Origin of the sequence: Mucilaginibacter boryungensis, assembly GCF_015221995.1 — a bacterium.
Taxonomy (GTDB): Bacteria; Bacteroidota; Bacteroidia; order Sphingobacteriales; family Sphingobacteriaceae; genus Mucilaginibacter; species Mucilaginibacter boryungensis.
This window is the reverse complement of record NZ_JADFFM010000001.1, coordinates 39,161-63,245: the sequence shown is the minus strand read 5'-3', so window position 1 is coordinate 63,245 and position 24,085 is coordinate 39,161. Positions and strand designations below refer to the sequence as shown.

Annotated in this window: 19 protein-coding genes and 1 tRNA gene; 17 read left to right on the top strand and 3 right to left on the bottom strand. The window is 42.8% G+C overall.

Features of this window, described 5'->3' with window-relative positions; genetic code table 11:
- Positions 1 to 324 precede the first annotated feature (324 nt).
- The 17 genes from miaB to IRJ18_RS00160 all read left to right on the top strand — a co-directional run bounded on the left by miaB (position 325) and on the right by IRJ18_RS00160 (position 21,295).
- Positions 325 to 1,770: a tRNA (N6-isopentenyl adenosine(37)-C2)-methylthiotransferase MiaB gene (gene miaB, locus IRJ18_RS00240; protein WP_194104192.1), complete on the top strand. Its 1,446-nt coding sequence runs from the start codon at positions 325 to 327 to the stop codon at positions 1,768 to 1,770.
- A 50-nt stretch (positions 1,771 to 1,820) separates the two neighbouring features.
- Positions 1,821 to 3,062: a sigma-54 interaction domain-containing protein gene (locus IRJ18_RS00235; protein WP_194104190.1), complete on the top strand. Its 1,242-nt coding sequence runs from the start codon at positions 1,821 to 1,823 to the stop codon at positions 3,060 to 3,062.
- A 17-nt stretch (positions 3,063 to 3,079) separates the two neighbouring features.
- On the top strand, positions 3,080 to 3,601 hold the full coding sequence (gene lptE / locus IRJ18_RS00230; RefSeq protein ID WP_194104189.1) for an LPS assembly lipoprotein LptE: 522 nt from the start codon (positions 3,080 to 3,082) through the stop codon (positions 3,599 to 3,601).
- Between the two features lie 13 nt (positions 3,602 to 3,614).
- Positions 3,615 to 5,396, top strand: coding sequence for a hypothetical protein (locus IRJ18_RS00225; RefSeq protein ID WP_194104188.1), 1,782 nt, complete (start codon positions 3,615 to 3,617; stop codon positions 5,394 to 5,396).
- Between the two features lie 12 nt (positions 5,397 to 5,408).
- Positions 5,409 to 5,765 (top strand): preprotein translocase subunit SecG, encoded by a 357-nt coding sequence (gene secG / locus IRJ18_RS00220; RefSeq protein WP_194104187.1) that lies wholly within the window; start codon positions 5,409 to 5,411, stop codon positions 5,763 to 5,765.
- Between the two features lie 342 nt (positions 5,766 to 6,107).
- The gene (locus tag IRJ18_RS00215) at positions 6,108 to 6,401 is read left to right on the top strand and encodes a co-chaperone GroES (RefSeq protein ID WP_194104186.1); all 294 of its coding nucleotides are present in this window, start codon (positions 6,108 to 6,110) and stop codon (positions 6,399 to 6,401) included.
- Between the two features lie 117 nt (positions 6,402 to 6,518).
- Positions 6,519 to 8,156, top strand: a complete 1,638-nt coding sequence (gene groL, locus IRJ18_RS00210) for a chaperonin GroEL (RefSeq protein WP_194104185.1) — start codon at positions 6,519 to 6,521, stop codon at positions 8,154 to 8,156.
- A 445-nt stretch (positions 8,157 to 8,601) separates the two neighbouring features.
- Positions 8,602 to 9,477: a mechanosensitive ion channel family protein gene (locus IRJ18_RS00205; protein WP_194104184.1), complete on the top strand. Its 876-nt coding sequence runs from the start codon at positions 8,602 to 8,604 to the stop codon at positions 9,475 to 9,477.
- Between the two features lie 46 nt (positions 9,478 to 9,523).
- A complete protein-coding gene (locus tag IRJ18_RS00200) occupies positions 9,524 to 10,951 on the top strand; it encodes an L-serine ammonia-lyase (RefSeq protein ID WP_194104183.1) in 1,428 nt (475 codons plus the stop codon).
- Between the two features lie 172 nt (positions 10,952 to 11,123).
- A tRNA-Gln gene (locus tag IRJ18_RS00195) sits at positions 11,124 to 11,194 on the top strand.
- Positions 11,195 to 11,335: 141 nt separating this feature from the next.
- Complete coding sequence (locus IRJ18_RS00190) at positions 11,336 to 12,280, top strand: ribose-phosphate pyrophosphokinase (RefSeq protein ID WP_194104182.1); 945 nt, start codon at positions 11,336 to 11,338, stop codon at positions 12,278 to 12,280.
- A gap of 66 nt (positions 12,281 to 12,346) precedes the next feature.
- A complete protein-coding gene (locus IRJ18_RS00185) occupies positions 12,347 to 12,928 on the top strand; it encodes a 50S ribosomal protein L25/general stress protein Ctc (RefSeq protein WP_194104181.1) in 582 nt (193 codons plus the stop codon).
- A 123-nt stretch (positions 12,929 to 13,051) separates the two neighbouring features.
- Complete coding sequence (gene pth, locus IRJ18_RS00180) at positions 13,052 to 13,615, top strand: aminoacyl-tRNA hydrolase (protein ID WP_194104180.1); 564 nt, start codon at positions 13,052 to 13,054, stop codon at positions 13,613 to 13,615.
- Between the two features lie 142 nt (positions 13,616 to 13,757).
- Positions 13,758 to 16,160 (top strand): outer membrane beta-barrel family protein, encoded by a 2,403-nt coding sequence (locus tag IRJ18_RS00175; protein ID WP_194104179.1) that lies wholly within the window; start codon positions 13,758 to 13,760, stop codon positions 16,158 to 16,160.
- 109 nt (positions 16,161 to 16,269) lie between these two features.
- Positions 16,270 to 18,726 carry an outer membrane beta-barrel protein gene (locus IRJ18_RS00170; protein WP_194104178.1) on the top strand — a complete coding sequence of 819 codons (2,457 nt, stop codon included), beginning with the start codon at positions 16,270 to 16,272 and terminating at the stop codon, positions 18,724 to 18,726.
- A 12-nt stretch (positions 18,727 to 18,738) separates the two neighbouring features.
- Positions 18,739 to 19,092 carry a Spx/MgsR family RNA polymerase-binding regulatory protein gene (locus IRJ18_RS00165; protein ID WP_194104177.1) on the top strand — a complete coding sequence of 118 codons (354 nt, stop codon included), beginning with the start codon at positions 18,739 to 18,741 and terminating at the stop codon, positions 19,090 to 19,092.
- Between the two features lie 94 nt (positions 19,093 to 19,186).
- Entirely contained in the window at positions 19,187 to 21,295 is a 2,109-nt protein-coding gene (locus IRJ18_RS00160) for a M1 family metallopeptidase (protein ID WP_194104176.1), read from the top strand.
- A gap of 128 nt (positions 21,296 to 21,423) precedes the next feature.
- On the opposite strand, the gene IRJ18_RS00155 is transcribed toward IRJ18_RS00160, so the two are convergent.
- From IRJ18_RS00155 to IRJ18_RS00145, 3 genes are all read right to left on the bottom strand, one after another.
- Positions 21,424 to 22,383 carry an acetyl-CoA carboxylase carboxyltransferase subunit alpha gene (locus IRJ18_RS00155; RefSeq protein WP_194104175.1) on the bottom strand — a complete coding sequence of 320 codons (960 nt, stop codon included), beginning with the start codon at positions 22,381 to 22,383 and terminating at the stop codon, positions 21,424 to 21,426.
- Between the two features lie 47 nt (positions 22,384 to 22,430).
- Positions 22,431 to 22,934, bottom strand: a complete 504-nt coding sequence (locus tag IRJ18_RS00150) for a hypothetical protein (RefSeq protein WP_194104174.1) — start codon at positions 22,932 to 22,934, stop codon at positions 22,431 to 22,433.
- 145 nt (positions 22,935 to 23,079) lie between these two features.
- Entirely contained in the window at positions 23,080 to 23,961 is an 882-nt protein-coding gene (locus IRJ18_RS00145) for an ROK family protein (protein ID WP_194104173.1), read from the bottom strand.
- Positions 23,962 to 24,085: the final 124 nt, after the last annotated feature.

Genomic DNA, 24,085 nt, shown 5'->3' with positions numbered 1-24,085 from the left:
AAATTATTAGGGATCATTTCCAGCCTGTTGCTTTTCTATCCTTTTATTGTTTTAGTTTTTTTATTCTTTTCATCATGCTTTTAAAAAGAATGGCTATCTCATTTCTTTTAATTACGCGCGCCGGCTTGAAATTACTTTTTTTATCCGGCTATCATCCCCGGATAATTCAGGTATTGTTAATTTCAATATCTCCACTAATTTACAGGCTATATTGATCTACCCTCAACAATACAACAACAAACTTTCGATTTTGTTAATTGGCTGACAAACTGTCACGCTTTATTTAAAAGTTTGTGTATTTTTGCGGGCTTAAGTTTTAAATAAATGATCGATTTAGCTATCCCGGATAAAACGCACGATGAAGAACGACAAGGTGAAGCCCTGATGCTGGAGCCTGTGGTGGGGAAAAACAACGGAAGGAAACTTTATATAGAAAGTTATGGCTGTGCCATGAATTTTTCTGATAGCGAAATAGTAGCCTCTATTTTACAGGATAGCGGTTTTGAAACTACTAAGGATTTTAATAATGCGGATGTGGTGTTCATTAACACCTGCTCTATCCGCGAGAATGCCGAAGTACGGGTGCGCAACCGCCTGAAAGAATTTAAGGCAGCCAAAACCAGCAACCCCGGTATGATAGTGGGCGTGTTAGGTTGTATGGCCGAACGACTGAAATCAAAATTTTTAGAAGAAGAGAAACTGGTTGACGTAGTAGTAGGGCCTGATGCCTACCGCGATTTGCCAAACCTGATAGATACCGTTGATGGCGGACAAAAAGCGGTTAACGTATTATTAAGCCGCGAAGAGACTTACGCCGATATTAACCCGGTACGCCTGAATACCAACGGTATTAACGCCTTTGTATCCATTATGCGTGGCTGCGATAATATGTGTTCATTCTGCGTAGTGCCATTTACCCGTGGCCGCGAACGCAGCCGCGAACCGCTTTCTATTGTGAAGGAATGTACAGACCTATTCAATGCCGGCTACCGCGAGGTTACTTTGCTGGGGCAAAATGTGGACTCGTATAAATACAAGGCTGAAAGTCCGGAGCCGGAAGTCTTAAATCAGGATGTAAAGACCACAACCTTCGCCAACTTATTAGAAATGGTAGCGCAGATCAGTCCTGAACTTCGGGTGCGTTTTTCAACATCGCATCCTAAGGATATATTGGATGATGTGCTGTATACCATTGCTAAATACGATAACATTTGCAACTATATTCACTTGCCGGTACAATCGGGCAACAGCCGTGTACTGGAACTGATGAACCGTACTTATGACCGCGAATGGTATATGGAGCGTGTAGATGCCATCCGCCGTATTATCCCGGATTGTGCTATATCAACCGATATTATCACCGGATTCTGCACGGAAACCGAGGAAGAACACCAGGAAACGCTGAGCATGATGGATTATGTGCAATATGATTTTGCCTATATGTTCATGTATTCAGAACGCCCTGGTACATTGGCTGCTAAACGTTATGCCGATGATATCCCCGAAGAAGTAAAGGCGCGGCGGTTAAAAGAGGTAATTGCTAAGCAACAGCATTACTCGCACGTGAATACCCAGCGCGAGGTAGGCAAAGTGCAACGCGTATTAATTGAAGGCTTCTCAAAAAAATCAGACAAAGATTACGCCGGTCGCAGTGATAAAAATGCAATGGTAATATTCCCGGTTGATGAAAGATACAAACCGGGCCAATATGCTAACGTGTTAGTGGAACGCTGTACTACAGCTACACTCATCGGACATATTGTTGACTAATATATTTAAAATTTGCACATCTGCATATACGCACATTTGCACATTTATCTATGGAAATACAAGAAATAAAACAACGCTTTGGCATTATCGGCAACTCGCCGTTATTGAATAGGGCTATAGATATTGCTAACCAGGTTGCACCTACCGATATTTCTGTATTAATTACAGGCGAAAGCGGTAGCGGTAAAGAGGTTTTCTCGCATATTATCCATCAGATGAGTCCGCGTAAGCATGGGCCATTTATTGCGGTAAACTGCGGCGCTATACCAGAAGGTACAATAGACTCGGAACTATTCGGCCATGAAAAAGGTGCTTACACCGGCGCCGTTGGCGAGCGTAAAGGTTATTTTGAGACCGTAAATGGCGGTACTATATTTTTAGATGAGATTGCCGAGATGCCTTTAGGTACCCAGGCGCGCTTGCTAAGGGTGTTGGAATCAGGCCAGTTTATAAAAGTGGGTTCATCCAAGGTTGAAAAAACCAACGTGCGTGTAATTGCTGCAACCAATGTAGATGTTTTTGAAGCAGTAAAGAATGGCAAATTCCGCGAAGACCTGTACTATCGTTTAAATACGGTTCCGTTAAAAATACCACCTTTGCGCGACAGGAAGGAAGATATATTCCTGATCTTTAGAAAATTTACTTCTGATTTCACCGATAAATACCGCACACCGCCAATTCATTTGGATGAAGGCGCACAGCAAATGCTGGTCAATTACTCGTGGCCGGGTAACGTAAGGCAACTAAAAAACATGGCCGAGCAATTAGCAGTACTGGAACGCGACCGCACCATTACCGCGCAAACGCTTCTGAATTATATCCCGTTGGAAAATAACAGCCGCAATTTGCCTATGCGCTTGGATAACCAGCCCAAAGAAGATTTCTCTGAGCGCGATATCCTGTATAAAGTACTGTTTGATATGAAGCGCGACATGGTAGAATTGAAAAAACTGGTAGCTGATATTATTGAACACGGCGGTGTGTCAGCCAATTATGCCAATCACTCGCAAGCCATTAATCAGTTATACAGAGATATTGAATTGCCTGCCGGCGATCATCACGAAGCGCCACAATTTACCTTGCAGCAGCCCGTTATAAACAACAACAGCGATCATTTTAACATTACGCATAATGCCGAAGAGGTTGAGGAATCGTTATCGCTGATAGATAAAGAGTCGGACCTGATACGCAAAGCTTTAAAGAAACATAAAGGCAAGCGCAAGCTGGCCGCACACGAATTGGGTATATCTGAAAGAACGCTGTACCGCAAAATAAAAGAATTGAACCTGTAGCTGTATAATAAGCAAAGATGAAGAGGATCATATCCGTATTAGTTTTATCTGTAACCGTGGCTTTGTATTCGGGGTGCTCGTTTACGCTTAACGGCGCTTCTATCCCAAAAGATATGAAGACCATAAACGTGGAGTTTTTTGAAAATAATGCTTTGTTTGTAGTAAATAACTTAAGTCAGCAGTTTACAGAGGCGTTGAAGGAGCGTATCCGCTCGCAAACCCGGCTAACCATAGTGCGTACCGGCGAGGCAGATGCGACATTCTCTGGCGCAATTACAAACTATACTATTACCCCCGTTTCGGTGCAGGCTACCAATAACAGCAACGCGCCACCAATTGCCAATGCCAGCAGGTTAAGTATTACTGTCAAGGTAAAATATACCAATCAAAGCGATAAAAAGCTTAATTTTGAACAAGACTTTACTAAAACAGCAGATTTTACCGGCGATATAGCATCACAGGAACAAAATCTGATACTTAATATCAACAAACAGCTAACAGAAGATATTTTTAATAAGGCATTTGCAAATTGGAATTAGTAGCTTCAACCCCGTGGATGAGTATTTAAATAACAGGCAAAAAGAAATTATAGAGAAATTATTGGCCAATCCGGCCGATAATGGTGCAGCTTATGCTTCTAATTTGCAGGAATTGGTGAAAACCTATCCGCAATCGGGCTTATTCCGTGCATTGTACGGGCGGGCGCTTAATCAGGGTAACCCGGCTGTAGCCGCCGCTTACTTTGATGGACGCGCGCTATACAAATTAATGCACCAAAACGATAGTTTACTGACTGTAGATAAAGCACAACTGATCATCCAGGGTGAAAGCCAGCCGCTTAACGGGCAAACTGCCAGCAGTTCTTCCGATACGGTGGTTTCCGAGGAGAGCAGTAATGCTATTTTTACCGACCAGCCAACTGCTTTCCCTAATGTGGAATGGCCGGGTCAGCAAGAAGATGAGAAAAAAGACGAAGCGCCTGAACAGGTTATTGAAGATGAATACCCTGCCCCTGAGCCGGCCGTGGAAGATAGCCCGGAACCAGTGCAATTTGAAGACAACATAACCCCTGCACCCGTTGATGACGAGCCATTAGGCCGCGCCCCTTGGGAAATGGAAGACGAGGAAGATGAACCGCATATAGCAGAAACCCCGGCTGAATTTGCCCCATGGCAGGCAGAGGAGCAGTCACATGAGGAAATTGCACCCGAACCGTTGCTTGATCATGTAGAGGAGCCCACTGAGTTGACTGGTGAGGAAGAAACATATATCCCACAGAATACTACTGAACAATATGCCCAATGGCAGCCCGAACCGGCTACAGAAGCAGCGCCTTTGGCCTGGGAAACCACCGAAGAATACCAGGCACCGACAGAAGAACCGGCGCAATGGCCACCTTATGCCGAAGAAGGCGAAACTGTGATAGACGAGGAAACTTACGACGAAATTACAGCTATTGACGACATTGCCATTGACCACCACGAAAATGAAGTGGCCGATGAACAGCCCGCAACATATGGTAATTGGGTTGAAGAGGAGCAATCGCCCATTGTGCCGGTTGAACATGCCTACGAAGAACCTTACGGGGAAACTGAGGAGGAAACATCACCAGCACAACATGATGAAGCTGAAAAGCTGATTATGGGCAATATTGCCGCTACGGATTATTTTACTTTCGACCGCGCTTTTGGAGATAACAAAAAACCGGAAGAGCCTGCGCAACCCGATTTTTACGCTACGCCGCAGGATGTAACGCCACATGAACCCCAAACTGCGTACAAGCAACCAACACAAAACAATGTATCCCGTTATCACGACGAAAAAATGCCCTACACTTTTATGTGGTGGCTGGATAAAACCCGTAAAGAGCATGGGTCGCTGTATCAGCCCTATGTAAAAGCGCCTGCAAACCCTGTTAACAAAACTGCGCCTAACAAACCGGCTGATAAAGCACCAATGCCGGATGAATTGCAACAGCAGTATTTTGAAAATATATTCCACCTGTCATCGGTTGATGAACTGACCAGTAATGCCGATGCGCCAACGGTGGAGTTTAATATGCAAAGTAAGGAAGACCGCATAATTCAACGCTTTATTGCCGAAGACCCGCATATTCACCCACCGGTAGGCGAGAAACTGGATAGTGAGAACAAGGCCAAGAAAAGCTCGGAAGATAACCACGATATGGTGACTGAAACACTGGCCCGGATCTACGCCGACCAGATGCTATATCCAAAAGCGATAGCTACTTACAAAAAATTAATGTTGAAATATCCGGAAAAAAGCCGTTACTTTGCATCCCGTATTGAAAATTTAGAAAAGAAAACGAATTAATATAATTAAAAAATGTACATTTTATTAGTGATCATTGCCATTATTGTTTGCGTGTTGTTAGGGTTTATTGTGCTGATACAAAATCCTAAGGGCGGTGGTTTATCCTCAAATTTTTCAGCGTCATCACAATTAATGGGCGTACAAAAAACCGGCGATTTCCTTGAAAAAGGTACCTGGGTTTTGGCTATCACTTTAATGGTATTATCATTGGCTATTAACGTTGTTGTTAAAGGCGGCGCAACCCCAACTTCAGATCCGGCACAAAAGGAACTGATCGAGAAAGCCTCGAAACCAACAGCACCGGTATCATCGCCTGGTATATTGCCAACTGCACCGGCCGCTAAACCAGTAGATTCAACTAAGAAATAATAACATCTTTTTAGATATATAAAAGGCTTCGGGATTTCCTGAAGCCTTTTTGTTTTTAAATCATCGCTGCGTTAGGGATAGCAGCGGATACCGGCCTGTGGCTAAGGCTTTGTGTAGTATGAGCGGATAGCCCGGGCCGCAGGCAACGCCCATGATATGAAAGCACCTGCCAACCTGACACTGCATTGTTAAGCTATTTTAAACTATGAATTTAGCTGGTGACCTAAATCTGACAATAAAACAGGTTTGCTGACAATTATTAATCAATTATGGCGCTTGGCATAATTGCTGTTGATACAGCATTGAGAAAAATAAATCTAACTTAAATAAAATAGAAATTTTATGTCGTTAAACGTTAAACCTATTGGAGACAGGATATTAATTGAAGCTGCTCCGGCTGAAACAAAAACCGCATCAGGTATTTACATTCCTGAAACTGCACAAGAGAAACCTCAACGCGGAACTGTAGTGGCTGTAGGCCCGGGTAAATATGCCGATACCACAGGCGCATTAATCCCTGTTACAGTAAAAGTTGGTGACAAGGTACTTTACGGAAAGTTTGCCGGCCAGGAATTTAACCTTGATGGTAAAGATTACCTGATCATGCGCGAATCGGACATCTACGTAGTTCTGTAATCTATTAATGTGCAAATGCGTGAATATGCAAATGTGCAGGTGAAAATTAACAATAAACAACAATCATAACACATCGGTGAAATCATAGATAAATCGGTGAAATCAAAATAAATAAAAATGGCAAAACAAGTTAAATACAATGTTGAAGCACGCGACGCCCTGAAAAGAGGTGTTGATATTTTGGCCAATGCGGTTAAAGTAACATTAGGCCCTAAAGGTCGCCACGTAATCATTGATAAAAAGTTCGGCTCACCGGCAATTACTAAAGACGGTGTAACTGTAGCTAAAGAAATTGAATTAAGCGACGCTATTGAAAACATGGGCGCGCAAATGGTGAAGGAAGTAGCATCAAAAACTGCAGATATTGCAGGTGACGGTACTACTACTGCAACTGTATTGGCACAGGCCATTGTAACTACCGGTATTAAAAACGTAGCCGCTGGCGCTAACCCAATGGATTTAAAACGCGGTATTGATAAAGCAGTTGCCGCTGTTGTTGCTAACCTTAAAACACAAAAACAGGATGTTGGCGACGACTTCAGCAAAATTAAACAAGTAGCTTCTATCTCGGCCAATAACGACGAGATTATTGGTGAAATGATTGCTGACGCGATGAAAAAAGTTGGCACTTCAGGTGTTATCACTGTTGAAGAAGCAAAAGGTACTGAAACTGAAGTTAAAACTGTAGAAGGTATGCAGTTTGACCGTGGTTACCTTTCGCCATACTTTGTAACCAATGCAGATAAAATGGAAGCAGAGTTGGATAACCCTTATATCCTGATCTACGATAAAAAGATTTCTTCCATGAAGGAATTGTTACCTATCCTGGAAAAACAAGTACAAACCGGCAAACCATTGTTAATTATTGCTGAAGACCTGGATGGCGAAGCACTGTCAACCTTAGTAGTTAACAAAATCCGTGGTTCACTGAAAGTTGCGGCTGTTAAAGCCCCGGGCTTTGGCGATCGTCGTAAAGCAATGTTAGAGGATATCGCTATCCTAACTGGTGGTACTGTGATTTCTGAAGAAAGAGGCTTTAAGTTAGAAAGCGCTGACCTGGATATGTTAGGCCAAGCTGAAAAAATTTCTATCGATAAAGATAACACTACCATTGTTAACGGTAATGGCGATGCGGACAGCATTAAAGCACGTGTTAACGAGATCCGTGTGCAGATAGAAAACACTACTTCAGATTACGATAAAGAAAAATTACAGGAGCGTTTAGCCAAATTATCTGGCGGTGTAGCTGTATTGTATATCGGCGCTGCAAGTGAAGTGGAAATGAAAGAGAAAAAAGACCGCGTTGACGACGCTTTACACGCAACCCGTGCCGCTGTTGAAGAAGGTATAGTTGCAGGTGGTGGTGTGGCTTTCATCCGCGCGGTACAGGCTTTAGCCGACTTAAAAGGCGCTAACGACGACGAGAACACTGGTATCCAAATCATCCGTCGCGCTATTGAAGAGCCATTGCGTCAAATTTGCGAGAACGCCGGTATTGAAGGTTCTATTGTAGTGCAAAAAGTTAAAGAAGGTTCTGCCGACTTTGGTTACAATGCCCGTACAGATAAATACGAGAACCTGATTGGTGCAGGTGTTATAGACCCAACTAAGGTATCGCGTGTAGCTTTAGAGAACGCAGCTTCTATCGCATCTATGTTGTTAACAACCGAGTGCGTACTAGCCGACGAGCCTGAAGAAGATAAAGGCGGTCATGGTCATCCACCAATGGGTGGCGGCATGGGCGGCATGATGTAATCTTTTAGCTGAAAGCTAAAAGGCCAAAGCATAAAGCTTATAATATAAAAGCGTCCCGGTAAACCGGGGCGCTTTTTGTTTTACACGTTATGGGATGCTGAAACAAGTTCAGCACTACGTACTGTTTATCTCCACCTTGTCTACAATTCAATACACATGATGCACTGTGTTAAACACTCTGCATTGTCACTTGAACGTAAAGGCACTGTCATTTATTAATCAAATGATTGATTAACTATTAAATCTGTTACAATTAAACTTAATTTTGTTCAGTCAATCAAAATAACAGAATTAAGGCACAGCATTTGTATTTATCACAATATCATGAAATACATAACAGAAAAAAAATACTTACAACACGCCATTATCGACTGGGTATGGTTTAAAGGCCCACAATTATTTGTTACCATATACGGTAAATAATAATTAGTAAATTTGCCGCTTTATGAAGATAGAGAAGCAAATTTATACCCATAAGGTAGACGAGCTTTACGATAAGGCTTATGAATGGGTAATAAATAATGGCCCAAAGATTATAGTAGGGCTGATCATACTGATAGTCGGCCTTTGGCTCATCAAAATGTTAAAGTCGCGTATCAGGCGGCATATGAGCAACAAGGAGGTCCACTCCTCACTTCAACCCTTCTTTCTTAGTGTTAGTATAACCGGCCTCAATATTTTACTGGTAGTAATTGTACTACAAATAATGGGTATCGGCGTTACCCTGTTCACCACTATTTTTGGCGCGTTGACCGTTGCCGCAGGTTTGGCATTATCGGGGACTTTCCAAAACTTTGCGGGTGGGATACTGATATTATTGCTTAAGCCCTTTGATTTGGATGACAGTATTTTAGCGCAGGGCCAGGATGGTAAAGTAATTTCTATCCAGATATTCTACACCGTATTGCTTACTGCTGATAATAAAACGGTTATTATCCCCAACGGGAAATTGTTTAACGAGGTTATTACCAACGTAACCCGCGAAGGTAAGCGCCGCCTTGATTTTGAACTGAAACTGGAATACGCGGTGGATGTGGATAAGGTAAAGGAAGTTATTTATAAATCAATCAAGAAAACAAAGAATGTCCTTTCTACCCCTGCCACCAATGTAGGCGTTATTGCGCTGGAATTGGACGGCATCCGCTTCACCGTACGTGTGTGGGTTGAACCGGCCAATTTCCTTTCCGCTAAACTGGAATTGCAGGAAAATGTGATAAAAGATCTGAAAGCCGCGGGCATAAAATTGCCGGGGGTTATCTTACCTGTGGCACCGCCAGCTGTTGAGGAAGGGGCTGAGGATACCGAAGAAAAGGCCACATAATTATTGTTATTTGATGATTAGCCCAATACTTTGCTAAATTGCATCAATGCAACGCGAACAGATCTCCGTATTTGATATTTTTAAAATTGGCATTGGCCCTTCAAGTTCGCACACGCTTGGTCCGTGGCGGGCCGCCCAGCAATTTTTACAACTGCTGAAAGCGCAGAATGTGCTCGACTTGGTTACCGAAGTTAAGATATTGCTGTATGGCTCGCTCGCTAAAACAGGTAAGGGGCACGGTACAGATATAGCTATACTACTGGGATTAAGTGGTGACGACCCCGTTACCTTTGATGTAAATAATATCGGCTATAAGGTCGATCTGATAAAAAACGACCATAAATTAGTGTTAGGTAATCAACAGGAAATTAATTTTTCTTACGATGATGACCTAATCTTCCTGTTTTTGGAGAGCCTGCCTTTTCATCCAAACGCGGTTACGTTCCAGGCGTTTTTAAATAATGGCAAAGCGGTGTCGGGAACCTATTATTCCATTGGCGGTGGCTTTGTGGTTCAGGATAACGACAATGGACTAAACAAAACCGAAGTAGACTTACCTTTTCCTATTGATACCGCAGGCGATTTGCTGCACTGGTGCATAAAAACCGGCCTTAAAATATCGGAAGTAGTGATGGAGAACGAACTGGCCTGGCGCAGCGAACAGGAAACACGTAGTGGCGTATTAAATATCTTCCGTGTACTGAAAGAATGTATCTATCGCGGTTGCCATACTATGGGCCACTTACCCGGCGGCCTGAACGTTGCGCGCCGTGCCGCTACACTGAACAAGCGACTGATAGGTGACGCCGTTTATACCAATTTTGATGAATGGCTGACCGCAATCCGGGCTACCGGCAGCGGTTTTAAAAATATATTAGACTGGGTAAGCTGTTTTGCCCTGGCCGTGAACGAAGAAAACGCATCTTTTGGGCGCGTAGTTACCGCGCCCACTAACGGCGCAGCTGGCGTTATACCGGCTGTGCTGGCTTACTATATGATTTTTTGCGATGGCTATACAGACGATCAGGTAATTCAGTTTATACTAACCGCGTCTGAGGTAGGCAGTATATTTAAGAAAGGGGCCACTATATCTGCCGCTATGGGCGGTTGCCAGGCCGAGATAGGTGTATCATCGGCCATGGCAGCAGCAGCGCTTACAGAGTGCCTGGGAGGCTCACAGCGTCAGGTATTAATGGCTGCCGAGATTGCCATGGAACATCACTTGGGCATGACCTGCGACCCTATTGGTGGCCTTGTTCAGATCCCCTGTATCGAACGGAATACTATGGGCGCTATTAAAGCCATCACTGCTTCGCAATTGGCATTGCAAACTAATCCAGATAATGCTAAGGTAAGTTTGGATGCTGTTGTGAAAACCATGTGGCAAACCGCCCTCGATATGAACTCCAAATACAAAGAAACCGCCGACGGTGGCCTGGCTATCAATATCCCGATAAGCTTGCCGGAATGTTAATTTGGCACCTGCATCAGATTAAATGCTGTGTTTTAGGTTAAAAACCGCCCTTAAACAAGCAGGTATATTTAACACTTGGGCTGTCCAATATTTTTTGAATTTAGGTTTTGAGATTAAAATTATCGTCTTATATTTGCAGTCCGTTTCAAAAGGTACTTTTGTTATGGTGAATTGCCTGATAGTATAATGGTAGTACGACGGTTTTTGGTACCGTTTGTCTAGGTTCGAATCCTGGTCGGGCAACAAGGTTATTTCGGATTTCGGATGTTTGATTTCGGATTTATTTTGAAATGGGGCATTTGAAATCCGAAACTGTTTTATTAGGTTTTGAAATTAGTGCTAAGGACCAATCCGAATCCAATATCCCAAATCCGAATATAAAAGATGCCATTACAGTTTAATACGGTCAAATTATTTGCAGGCTCAGGCACTACGGCGCTTGCAGCAAAAATAGCTGAAAAATATGGCCATCCACTGGGCGATGTGGTTGTTTCGCGCTTTAGCGATGGGGAGTTTCAACCCCATTTTAACGAATCGATTCGCGGCTGCGATGTATTTCTGATACAATCAACAAATCCGCCTACCGATAACTTAATGGAACTGTTAATGATGACTGATGCCGCGCGACGCGCATCAGCGCATTATGTTACGGCTGTTATCCCATACTTTGGTTTAGCACGCCAGGACAGAAAAGATAAGCCACGTGTGGCCATAGGGTCAAAACTGGTAGCTAACTTACTGGTAGCTTCGGGCATTAACCGTATTATGACCATGGACTTGCACGCCGCGCAGATACAAGGCTTTTTTGATATCCCGGTTGACCACCTGGATGCCTCGGTAATATTTGTACCGTATATTAAAAGCCTGAAATTGAAAAACCTGACCATCGCATCGCCCGATATGGGCGGATCGTACAGGGCGCGTACCTTTGCTAAGTATTTTAACGCCGAGGTAGTAATATGCGACAAACGCCGTAAACGCGCCAACGAGATAGAATCGATGACGATAATTGGTGATGTTGAAGGCCTGGATATAGTGCTTATTGATGATATGTGCGATACTGCCGGTACACTTGCAAAAGCAGCCGCGCTGATTATGGAAAAAGGTGCGAACACTGTTCGGGCGGTATGTACCCATCCGATACTATCGGGAAAGGCGTACGAAACCATAGAAAACTCGGTGTTAAGCGAATTGATAGTCACCGATACCATTCCGCTGAAGCAGGAGTGTTCGAAAATAAAGGTACTATCAACGGCCGACCTGTTTGCCCGTGCTATCACTAACGTGAACGAACATGGCTCGATAAGTCAGCTGTTTAAGGTTGACTAATAACAATAATTAAAAGCACTGTAGCAGTAGCTACGGAATAATAATAAATAACAATAAATAATTAAAATGAAATCAATTGCTATTAGCGGTTCTCTGAGAGAGAACGTAGGGAAAAGGGACGCTAAAGAGCTGCGCTACCAGGGTTTAATCCCCGCAGTTCTTTATGGTGGGGCTACTCAAACCCACTTTTCAGTGTCTGCAGCTGATTTGAAACCGGCGGTTTATACCCCCGAAGTTCATTTCATCGATTTAGACATAGCCGGTACAAAATCACAGGCTATTATCCAGGACATGCAGTTCCATCCGTTAACGGAACAAATGCTGCACGTTGACTTTTTATTGCTGGACGATAAAAAAGAAGTTACCATTGAGATCCCGGTTCGTTTAACCGGTACTTCGCCAGGTGTTAAAATGGGTGGTAAATTAGTGCAAAAACTGCGTAAGCTGCGCGTTAAAGCATTACCTAAAAACCACTTAGATAACATTGAAGTAAGCATTGAAGGCTTAGAAGTTGGTAAATCTGTGCGTGTAGGCGAGGTTAGCTTTCCAAACCTGACCATAACTAACGCTCCGGAAGATACCATTCTTTCAATCACTACCTCACGTGCATTACGTCAGGCTGAGCAGGAAGCTGCTGGTAAAAAATAATTAATTGAATATTCCACCAATTTGGTGATTACACTAAATTATTTGAAAAGCGATGGGTTTTGGCCCGTCGCTTTTTTTGTATAATTGCATCAAACAATATGAATCCCCTTTAGGGGCTGGGGTATGAAATATTTGATAGTAGGTTTAGGAAATATTGGACAAGAGTATGCCGATACACGGCACAATGCGGGCTTTATGGTGCTCGATCAGTTGGCTAAACAGGAAAGTCTGCATTTTTATAATATGCGCCTGGCTTATTATACCGAAATGAAGTATAAAGGCCGTATGCTGCACCTGATAAAGCCTACTACTTATATGAACCTTAGTGGCAAAGCCGTAAGCCACTGGATGAAGGAGTTAAAGATCCCTATTGAGAACGTGCTGGTTATTGTTGACGAAATTGCCCTCCCTCTGGGCACCCTGCGCCTGAAACCCAAAGGCAGCGCTGCGGGGCATAACGGCCTTAAAAATATTGAACTTGCCCTGGGTACCGACCAATACGCCCGCCTGCGTTTTGGCGTGGGCGATAACTTCCCCAAAGGTCGCCAGGTTGATTATGTGCTGAGCGGTTTCGACCATGATGAATTGCCCGAGATCCCCGCACTTATAGATAAATCTATTGAAATTATTAAAAGCTTTGCCACTATTGGTACCGAGCTTACTATGACAAAATTTAACAATAAGTAACAATTCTATTACTTTGACCACCCAATAAAACTATATCCTTAGTTTTATTGGGTAAATACTGTCTTTTTTGTTCCCCCCTGCAAAAAATTAAAATTTTATTCCTGTAACGCTTTATCAAATCTGGCGTCTATTAGCGTAACAAATGAAGAGACTATTACTAACCGCTATTTGCTGCAGCTTAGCGGTATCACTTTTTGCCCAAACCTCCACAAAAACTATAGCAGTTAAAGGCATTGCTATTGATTCGGTTACCAATAAACCGCTTGATTTTGTAACTATAACTATTGTTGATATGGAAACAAAAAAGCCGGTTAAAAGCAATTTGACCAAGCAGGATGGCAGTTTTGAAATAAAAGGTTTAATGCCTAAAACCTATCAACTGTCGCTTATTTATGTAGGTTATCAAACTAAAATATTAACAGTTAAAGGTATTAATGATATTAACGTTGGAAAAGTGCTGCTATCGCCATCCAACAGTCAGTTAAAAGAAGTATCAGTATCGGCGTTGAAACCGCTGATGAAGCAGGAGGTTGACCGCATAAGTTATGACGTACAAGCAGATCCGGAGAGCAAATCGTTAACCGCGCTGGATATGATGCGAAAGGTCCCCTTGTTATCGGTGGATGCGAATGACAATATTAAGCTGCGCGGCGATGGCAACTATAAAATATTGTTAAATGGAAAGGAATCGGCAATTATGGCACGAAACCCTTCAGATGTTTTAAAAGCAATGCCGGGTACAAATATTATAAAGATAGAAGTGATAACCACCCCGCCGGCTAAGTACGATGCCGAGGGCCTGGCGGGTATTATCAATATCATCACTCAAAAAAATGGCGATCAGGGGTATAATGGTTCTATCAATACTAACTACAATACGGTATTCGGTTACAGGGTAAACTTAAACACTACAGTTAAGCAGGGCAAATTTGGATTTAATGGCTTTATAGGCCAGGGAACCAGGCCCATGCGTGCATCTGATTTTGATAACAAAACTACTTTTATTACCCAGCCTTCAGGCTTATTTCAAAATGGTAACCGAGGTAATGGCGGCAGTAACTTATACGCCAGTACTGAACTGAGTTATGAAATAGATTCTTTAAACCTGCTTACCGGCACTTTTAACAATTATAATAACACCGGCAATAATGCTAATAACCAGTTTACGCAATTGTTTAATGCGGCCAATACGCTAACACAGGCTTATAATGTAAATAACAGTGGCAATAACAAATCGCATGGGATGGATTTAGGGCTGAATTACCAGTTGGGCTTTAAAAATCATAAAGATCAATTACTCACAGTTTCTTACAAATACAGCAATTCAAATAACAAGCAGTTTAGCAATGTCATCACCAACCAAACTGGGGTAGCCAACTATCGCCAAAATAATGATGCGGGCACAAAAGAATATACTACCCAAGTCGACTACATTCAGCCGGCTAAAGTGCTAACCGTTGAGGCCGGCGGCAAAATGATCCTGCGTAATAACTTTAGCAATTTTAGTAACGATGTGCAGAATAGCTCGGGCATATACCTTACAGATGCTTCGCAAACTAACAACTTTACTTACCGGCAAGATGTTTACAGCATATACAATTCGTACACGTTGAAATTCACCAAATGGGTGTTTAAAGGCGGCCTGCGTTTTGAAAACACTAATATAGGTGCCGAATTTACGTCTGCAGCAGCCGGCGTGCTCGATCGGTCTTACCATAACCTGGTGCCATCTTTCTCGGCGCAGCGGATACTAAAAAATAGTAGTGTTACATTTGGTTTTACGCAGCGTATACAGCGCCCCGGCATATACCAGTTGAACCCGTTTTCAGACAGGAGCAACCCCTTATACATTAACATGGGTAACCCCGATCTGAGACCGGCGGTGAACAATAACTTCGAATTGAGTTATGGTAATTTTAATAAGGGCTCCATCAACATCAGCACTAACTATTCCTTCTCTAACAACACTATTGAAAACGTAGCCACCGTAAACGGAAATGTCACCACACAAACCTTTGCCAACGTGGGGAAAAATAAAAGGCTTGGGTTGGATGTCAGTGTTAATTACCCCATCACAAAAAGAATGAATATTAACATCAATACCGAATTATTGCAGGTTTGGCTGGATGGGTTTTATAACGGTAAACTATATACCAACAGCGGCCAGCAAGGCCACGTGTTCACCAATGGCAGCTATAAATTTGATAACGGCTACCGCATTGGTTTAAATATAGGTTTTGACAGCCGGTACGTGTTATTACAAGGCCGTGATAATTATTGGCTGGGCGGTGGTGCAAGTATCACTAAAGAGCTTTGGAAAGGTAAAGGCTCGGTTAACGTTAATTTTAATAACCCCTATAAAAAGTTTATTAAGCTTGATTTTATTACCAAAACCAATGATTTTGAGACCTATAGCAGCAATCTTAATTACTTCCGCACCATTGGCTTTAATTTCAGCTATAAGTTTGGTAAGCTGAACGCGCAGATAAAGAAAAATCAGCGCGGCATTAATAATGACGATGCTGCCGGAGGACGCGGGAATTAACAGTATGCAAAAAAAATTTAATATGTTAAATATCCGTTAAAGTTTGTTAAACCATTTTTAATCAGGGAAACGAAGCCCTTACTTTGTGTCGTACCCCGCCTTATATTCAATGAAAAAATTTCTACTATCCTTATTATTTCTACTTTTTACCGGCTTACTGTTTGCCCAGCAACCGGTAAAAGCCATTACGGTTAAAGGCACGGTGATAGATTCGGCAACTAATAAGTCATTGGGGTTTGTAACTATTAGCTTGAGCGATGCTGCTACTAAACAACCTGTAAAAAGCTCGCTAACTAAAGACGAAGGGACCTTTGAGGTAAAAAACCTGGCACCCAAACCCTATACTCTATCATTAGTATACGTAGGGTATAAAACCAAGACCCTTGCTGTTAAAGGTGATGCTGATTTTGATGTAGGAAAAATTGTGCTATCGCCATCAAACAGTCAGTTGAAAGAAGTATCTGTATCGGCGCTGAAACCTTTAATGAAACAGGAGGTAGACCGTTTAAGCTACGATGTGCAGGCCGACCCTGAAAGTAAAGCCTTGAGCGCTTTGGATATGATGCGCAAGGTACCTTTACTGGCCGTCGATGCATCGGATAATATTAAACTAAAAGGCAGCGGTAACTATAAGATATTGATCAATGGTCGGGAGTCGGCGTTGGTGGCTAAAAACCCATCGGATGTTTTAAAAGCAATGCCGGCTACCAATATTCAAAAGATAGAAGTAATTACCACCCCACCGGCTAAGTACGATGCAGAAGGTTTAGCGGGTATCATCAATATTATTACTAAAAAAAATGCCGACCAAGGATATAATGTGGGCATTAACGGTCGTATAAATACTATCTGGGGCCCGGGATTGAACATTAACGGCAATGTAAAGCAAGGTAAATTTGGCATGTCGGCTTATGCAGGTTTTGGGCGGCAAAACCACCAGGAGACCGGGTTTGGTAATATACAACTGCTTAAAGATGGCTCGGCCATTAACCAAAATGGAATAAACGGTTTTGATGGGCATTATCAATATGCCAATGCCGAATTAAGTTATGAGTTGGATAGCCTGAACCTGTTAACCGGCTCTATCGAAACTTTTGGCAATACGTTTAACAACAATGGTTCACAAGTCAATCTCAGCACCAACAAACTGGGCGGTATTGCCAACTCATATAACCTGCTAAACAGCGGTAGAGGTAATTTTGTAGGTACCGATGTTGCGATAAACTATCAGTTGGGCTTTAAAAAAAGTAAAGATCAGTTACTTACTTTTTCATACAAATACAGTAATTCGCCCAACTCACAATCAACCACTAACAATTTTATAAACCGTACCAGTTATCCCGCCAGCAGTTTCCCAAGCTATAATCAGTTCAATAATTCAGGCAGCCGTGAACATACTTTGCAATTGGATTATGTACATCCGCTAAAAAAGATAACTGTTGAAGCCGGTGCTAAAGCCATTTTACGGAATAATTTTAGTGAGTACCATCGCGAAGATCAAGACCCCACAACCGGCGTGTTTGTACCGAACACCTCGCAAACCAATGATTTTGATTATCACCAGGATGTGTTAAGCGTGTATAATACCTACCAATTTAAATTAGATAAATGGACGGGTAAGATTGGCGCACGTTTAGAACATACCAATATCAATGCGAATTTTACATCTGCAGGCAGCGCCGTAAACCCCGATTATAACAACCTTATTCCTTCGGTATCTGTGCAACACGCTTTTAAAGGAAGTAGTATTAATTTGGGCTATACACAGCGTATCCAGCGGCCGGGTATCCAGCAATTAAACCCGTTTATTGACAGGTCTAATCCAAAGTTTATAAATACAGGTAATCCTAACCTTCGCCCCGAATTAAGTAACACATTCGAGATGAACTATAGCCGTTTTGGTAAAAACTCGTTCAACGCTGGTTTAAGTTATGCTTTCTCTAACAATGCCATCCAAAATGTATCGCTGCTGCAAATAGAAACCAAAGGCAGCAAAACAGATACTGTTACCAACACCACTTATCAAAACCTGGGCACTAATAAAACACTGGGGTTAAATATAAATATGTCGTTCCCCATCACCACAAAATTAAGCTTTAGCATAAATGGCCAATTAAGCAAAATTTGGCTGGCGGGCACATTTAACGGGCAGTACTACAAAAACAGCGGATTTACTGGTAATGCTTTTGGCAATATTGCATATAAGTTTAATAAAGGCTACCGTTTTGGCATAAGTTCTGGCTATTTCAGCGGCGATGTCACACTGCAGGGCCAGTCAAGTAAATTCATTTTTTCATCATACGTGTTATCAAAAGACTTTTTAGATAAAAAAGCAAGTATATCGTTGGTGGCCAATAACCCTTACAGCAAATATCAAACGTTTAGATCGTCATCAAGCTCGGCAGATTTTGCACAAAGTTCATTTAATCAAAATTACTATCGTAATTTTGCTATACGGTTCAATTATAAATTTGGCAAGCTTAACAGCGAGATCAAAAAGAACCAACGTGGCATTAATAACGACGACACTAAAGGGGGCGCCAAAAATACCGGCGGCGGTAATTAATTATTTGTACAAATGAAAGTTTACGGCATTACCAATTGCAATACAGTAAAAAAAGCGTTAGACTGGCTAAAGGCCCATAACGTTGATTACCAGTTTCACGATTTTAAAAAGCTGGGGGTTAGCGCCGATAAATTAGAAGAATGGGCAGCTAAGGCAGGCTATGAAAAAGTAATGAACAAACAGGGGCTAACTTATAAAGGATTGACACCCGAAGTAAAAGAAAGCATTACCGGCAAAACACCCGCGCTTAAAATATTACAGGAAAAAACCAGTATGATTAAACGCCCGGTTATTGAAGACGGCGGTTTCCTGTTTTTTGGCTTTGACGAGGATGTTTATAAAAAGCATTTCCTACAAAACCCATAGAGTATTTTATTAGTAACAATCGTTTTACGCTGCTGAATTTCAGCCATATTTAATATATACTTGTGTTTACTATTAACTAAAGTTGTTATTAAATATGAAAATTAACCTGGTTGCCGGTTTGTCGCTGGCATTATTGGCCGGTACGTATGCTGCTGATGCACAAACTACGCCGCCAACCACCACTACCCCTACTGCTGCACAACGTGCTGCTTTTACCGGCAGACAGCGCCTTCAGCCTTTTGTAGAGGAAAACACGCCCACCACAAATTACGATTATCACGAGCTTTGGAAACCATTTTTTTATACAAAAAATGGTAACGAAATGCGCGCATCTGATGGTTCGCCGGGCCCAAAATACTGGCAAAACAGGGCCGACTATCAATTGTCGGCCAAGCTGAACGAGGAAAGGAACGAGATCACAGGTTCAGAAATATTAACTTATACCAATAACAGCCCGCAAAACTTATCCTTTATATGGATGCAGTTAGATCAAAACCTGTTCAAGTTAGATTCGCGTGGTAATAAACAGGTGCCTTTGGCAAACGATCCGACACGCGGCGTTGTACAATCCAGCCGCAACTGGGGCCAGGGCCAGGATTTTGATGCGGGTTATAAAATCAACTCGGTTAAAGTATTAAGCATTGCTGGTGGCAAAACTACGGCTACCCCGGTAAAGTGGTTAGTTAACGATACCCGCATGCAGGTATTTTTACCTAAAGCAGTTGCGGCAAACGGCGGTCAGTTAAAGCTGGAGATCAAATATTCATTTATTTCGCCCGATTACGGTTCAGACCGTATGGGTATCATCCAGCAAGGCACCGATCGAGGCCAGTCTAAAAACGGCAAGATATACCAGGTGGCGCAATGGTACCCGCGCATGTGCGTATATGACGACGTTATGGGCTGGAATACTTTGCCTTATACCGGCGAAAGCGAGTTTTACCTCGAGTATGGTGATTTTGATATCAACATTACCGCTCCTGCTAAAGATATTGTAGTGTGCTCAGGCGAATTATTAAACCCTAAGGATGTTTACACACCCGAGCAGGTTGCACGTTGGGCAAAAGCCGCTAACAGCGAAACCACAGTAGCTATCCGCAGTGCCGAAGAAGTGACCGATCCAAAATCGCGCCCGGCCGGCAAACCCGAACTTACCTGGCACTTCCAGATCAAGAACGCGCGCGATGCTTCGTGGGGTGCATCGGCGGCATTCGTAATTGATGCTGCTAAAATGGACTTGCCAAGTGGCCGTAAATCAATGGCTATATCAGCTTATCCTGTTGAATCAGCTGGCTGGAAGCGCGGCACCGAAATGATCAAAGCATCGTTAGAATACAACTCTAAAAAATGGTTTGAATACCCATATCCTAACGCTACAGGCGTTGCGGGTAAAGCAGGCGGCATGGAATACCCAGGCATTGTATTTTGCAGCTTAGGCGGCGGATGGGGTGTTATTGACCACGAGTTTGGCCACACCTGGTTCCCGATGATCGTTGGATCGAACGAACGCCTTTATGGCTGGATGGACGAAGGCTTTAACACTTTCATCAATACACTTTCTACCGCTTATTCATTAAAAGGCGAATTTTATCGTGCGCCAACCCCTGAAGGTAACCTGCGCCAGTTCACATCGTTCACACGTCCCGATCTGGAACCTGTACTGAGCAATCCGGATAACCTAAAAGAAGCTAATAATGGTACCTTATTGTATAGCAAGCCAAGCGCTGGCTTAGTAATGCTGCGCGAGCAAATTTTAGGCCCTGAACGTTTTGACTTTGCCTTTAAAACATACATTAACCGCTGGGCATTTAAACACCCAACCCCCGATGATTTTTTCCGTACGATAGAAAATGCGGCCGGCGAAAGCTTGCAATGGTTCTGGAGAGGCTGGTTTGAACATACCTGGCGTTTAGATGTTGCCGTACGCAACGTACGTTATGTAGATAACAACCCGGCAAAAGGGGCTATTATAACCCTGGATAACCTTGAAAAAATGGCTATGCCTGTTGTGCTGGATATTAAACTAAAAAGCGGTAAAACGCAGCGTGTGAATTTTGCAGCAGAAATTTGGGAACGCAATGTAAGCTGGTCGTTCAAATACCCTTCAACCGAAGAGATTATATCGGTAACTTATAACCCTGATGGCACACTGCCGGATTATAACCCAGCCAACAACGTTTGGCCTGCAGCAGACAAGAAATAATAATTAATTTGATTTTTGGAAAGACCCGGCCTTAGTGCCGGGTTTTTTTATGGGGTACACTTGTCATCCCAGCGACAAAAACGGCCTTGCAAATGCAAAGCCGTTTTGTTGCGTATTACTATAAAAACTTAATCATTCTCGTTCACCACACCCATAGCGCAGAATTTTTCGATACGTTCGTTAACCATAACATCGGTATCCATTTCTTTAAGGGCTTTCAGGTCTTTTATCAGGTGTTTCTTCAGGGTAGATGCCATGGCAACGGGATCCTGATGGGCGCCGCCAAGCGGTTCCTTAATTACGCCGTCTATCAGCTTATTTTTCAGCATCTCGGTTGATGTTAGCTTCAATGCCTCAGCAGCACGCTCCTTGTAATCCCATGTTTTCCAAAGGATAGTAGAGCAGTTTTCAGGTGATATTACCGAGTACCAGCTGTTCTCCAGCATCAATACCCTATCGCCAATGCCAATACCTAAGGCGCCGCCCGATGCACCTTCGCCAATAATAACACAGATGATTGGTACGCGCAGTACCGACATTTCCAGCAAATTACGGGCAATTGCCTCACCTTGTCCGCGTTCTTCAGCCTCAAGACCGGGGAACGCCCCAGGGGTATCTATCAGGGTAACCACAGGCTTGTTGAATTTCTCGGCCAGCTTCATCAGGCGCAGGGCCTTGCGGTAACCTTCGGGGTTAGCCATACCAAAATTACGGTACTGGCGCTCTTTAGTGTTTTTCCCTTTTTGATGACCGATAAACATTACCGTTTCGCCATTTAACGAACCGAAACCCCCAACAATCGCCTTATCATCGCCCACAGTACGATCGCCGTGCATTTCAATAAAGTCATCACACATCAGTTCCAGGTACTGTAAGGTGTAGGGGCGTTCCGGGTGGCGCGATATCTGCACCTTCTGCCAGCCATTCAGATTGCTGTAAACCTGCTTTTTAGCCGTTTCCAGTTTCTCCTCTAATTCAGTTAGCGTGGCAGACATATCTACCTGGGTTTTATCTTCTACCTGCTTCACCTTTTCTATCTGCGATAGCAGATCGGCCAGCGGTTTTTCAAAATCAAACGTAATCTTCATACAATTTTAACGGGGGTGCTAAATTACATAAATCAAACGGCATATTATCAATTATGCTTTTGCAGTGCTTCAAACTTCTTTATCTGGCGCTCGGTTAATAGTTTTTGCGTTTTATAGCATGCCTGTAATACCGCTGTACGGTATTCCCCTTCATATAAGCCATAGCGGTTACCAAAAAAAATAATAGATCCTTCATCAACCTTATGCGTACGGAATAAACTATCCAGCGTTTTTTCATTCCGGATTACCGATTCGCCCACCTCTTTCTTTTTCATCTGCAAAAATTTTACCACGTTGGTTATGGCGGCAATTTGGGACGGGCTTAAATCCAATTCCTTTTTATACTGCAATAGTTTATCGGGCAACGGATAGTGGTTTATCTCGGCTATGTAAGACCGGCGCGTCAGATCGGTACCGTTTAAATAGGCATTATACTCATCCATACGTAACGACCGGACGGGCGATTGATCGGCATTAGTTTGTTCGGCCTGCGACGATGCATGTTTTAAAAATATAATCAGACAGAAAAATAAAAGCAGCGTTCTCTTCATGTTTTTATTCAGATATCAGCCAAATGCTAACCTATTAACAACCCGTAAACCGTGGGTATGTTTAGGCAGATGCGCCACAAAAATAAAAAATTATAAAAGCGGGAGAGATAAATTTAATTTTGAACGAACAGGAAACACTTATTAACTACAACCATGTTGTTGCCACGCCAATAAGCACCGCTTCGCTGTTTAACTTAGATACACATACGGGTATCTCTATTTGCAGCTTGCTTAATTGCGCTTTAAAAGCAGGTAAAAAACAATCGGAAGCTTTGCTGGCAATATCACCGCTTAGCACTATAATTTCAGGCTTAGCTGCACGTACAAAGTTGGCAGCAAACAGGGCCAGGTTGCCGGCAAATTCTTTAAACACAGCCTTTACCGTATTTGATGTATTGTAAAATGTGGCCAGTTCTTTCACATCTACCACATTAATGCCCGATAGTTCATAGTAACGTTTCAGGAACCAGCGTTCACTTAAATAATCTTCGGCTATACTGTCTAAAAACGGCGAATCCCACAGACTGGCATCTTCTGCAATACCATTAATTAAACGGGCTGTGCCTAAACCTGTACCCAATGTTAACCCAATAACGTTTTGATATCCTTGCGCTGCGCCGGCAAATACTTCGCCCTTTAAAAAGGCTGCGGCATCATTCAGCATATGTATCTGACTGGTTGGGATATTCAATTTGGCCGCCAGCATTTCTTTTATATTCAATCCGTATAGCGCTTCATGCTTTTTATTGTTATGAATATAGGATATCCCTTTCTCGTAGTCGAAGGGCCCTGGCATGGCAATACCAATGCGGTTAACCTGTACATTATTGGTAGTAAGGGCGTGCTGTATGGCTGCACTACAGGCGTCAATAATTTCGGTTGCTGTACCGCGCGAGTTAATAGGTTTGCGCTGGTAAGAAGGTCGAAGCACTTCGCGGGTTTGTAAATTTACTATTAGCGTGGTAATATGGTACCCGCTGATATACACGCCCAGTACGCTATTGCCGGCGGAAAAATCTGTGTTCATGAATATAGATTGAAATCAAATTTAATAATTGATTTCAAAAAAACAGACATGTTGATAAAATCGACAGCAGATATGTCAAATTCAATAGCTAAAATAATAACCATCCCTGGCTATCATCCACCTA